This window comes from Ornithinibacillus bavariensis (genome assembly GCF_050433565.1).
Taxonomy (GTDB): domain Bacteria; phylum Bacillota; class Bacilli; order Bacillales; family Amphibacillaceae; genus Ornithinibacillus; species Ornithinibacillus bavariensis.
Window position 1 is genome coordinate 1 of the sequence record NZ_JBNPWZ010000025.1, and the last position, 1,359, is coordinate 1,359.

1 protein-coding gene, 2 tRNA genes and 1 rRNA gene are annotated in these 1,359 nt (G+C 33.3%); all 4 read right to left on the reverse strand.

The window, feature by feature from the left end; genetic code table 11:
- Positions 1-324: 324 nt before the first annotated feature.
- Positions 325-792 carry an SRPBCC domain-containing protein gene (locus tag HNR27_RS18030; protein ID WP_429340704.1) on the reverse strand — a complete coding sequence of 156 codons (468 nt, stop codon included), beginning with the start codon at positions 790-792 and terminating at the stop codon, positions 325-327.
- Between the two features lie 233 nt (positions 793-1,025).
- A tRNA-Thr gene (locus HNR27_RS18035) sits at positions 1,026-1,098 on the reverse strand.
- 25 nt (positions 1,099-1,123) lie between these two features.
- Positions 1,124-1,198: transfer RNA gene (locus HNR27_RS18040), tRNA-Asn, on the reverse strand.
- 67 nt (positions 1,199-1,265) lie between these two features.
- Positions 1,266-1,359: ribosomal RNA gene (gene rrf, locus HNR27_RS18045) — 5S ribosomal RNA — on the reverse strand; the annotation flags it as partial.

A 1,359-nucleotide genomic window follows, 5' to 3' on the forward strand; every position in this document is an offset into this window, starting at 1 on the left:
TTGAAAACAAACCAAAAAAAATGGTTCCAAGCACCAGTTTTTAGATGATTGGAACCATTTCTATTTATTTTTGGCTAGTTATGTCCCAGCCTCATCTTCTTTTCCACTATGAAGTTAGATTTAAAATGACATTGAACCATTTAACCTGCGACCCATTCCTTACTGAGAGTACCATTTTAGTTATATTCGTTTATTTTTAGCTTGATAGTATTAATAGGAAGAAACCCGGTTTTCAAAATCTTTAACGCGTACAATTGGCATTATTAAAATAGACCTTGGTAGATGCTGATAAACTATAATTATTATTACTGTGGCGTCTCTTTTTCACTCGTTTCTCTCATATTCCATTTGATACACATACTCTATAAAACTATTGAACTGATCATCATAGATGAATTTAAATGACCATTTAAGCATTTTAGTGATTATTTTATATGTCCAATTGGAAGGTACTAAATAAACATTAACAATAAAATGTGTTCCTTCAGGTGTTTCTCTTAATATATATTCTGTCTTGCTTAAACCCTCTTTTGTTTTTGTTTCAACATTTACATAATAAGGAGTCTCATATTTCGTATAAATACCCTCAAGTTCGTAAACCTTTTTACCAATCTTTTGTCTTGTGATAAAAGTTGAACCTTCTCCTAAGTCATTTTCATTCCCATCAAAAATGTTTTCTATTATTTGTGAATTCCATTTCAACACATGCTTGTCTTTACTTAAACATTCAAATACTAAATTGATATTAGCATATAGTTCAGATTCGAAACTATAACAACGTATTTCTTTCACTTGGTTATCTCCTATGCCACTTATATAATATTTTCATTTTATTATACTATATTGTGGAATTTAATACTATCTTACGTATATTACAAGATCTCCTTCTTGTATTTATACCTTTACCCTATAGACATCTCCAAAAATTAAAAGACACTAACAAAAGCTGTATCGCTATCGTTAAGTGTCCTTCAATTTAATTAAAAAAGGGGTTAGCCGATTCGGTTAACCCCTTTACACATAAGAGCTTCCAACAGGACTTGAACCTGCGACCCCTTCCTTACCATGGAAGTGCTCTACCTGCTGAGCTATGGAAGCATTATAATATTAATAAACACAAAAATGGCTCCACAGGTAGGATTCGAACCTACGACCGATCGGTTAACAGCCGATTGCTCTACCACTGAGCTACTGTGGAATAATTTAAATTGCTATAAGGTTTACTATTAGTATCTTCCAAAAACATAAAAATATACAAAAAAACTGCCTGGCAACGTCCTACTCTCGCAGGGGCAATGCCCCAACTACCATCGGCGCTGAGAAGCTTAACTTCTGTGTTCGGTATGGGAACAGGTGTGA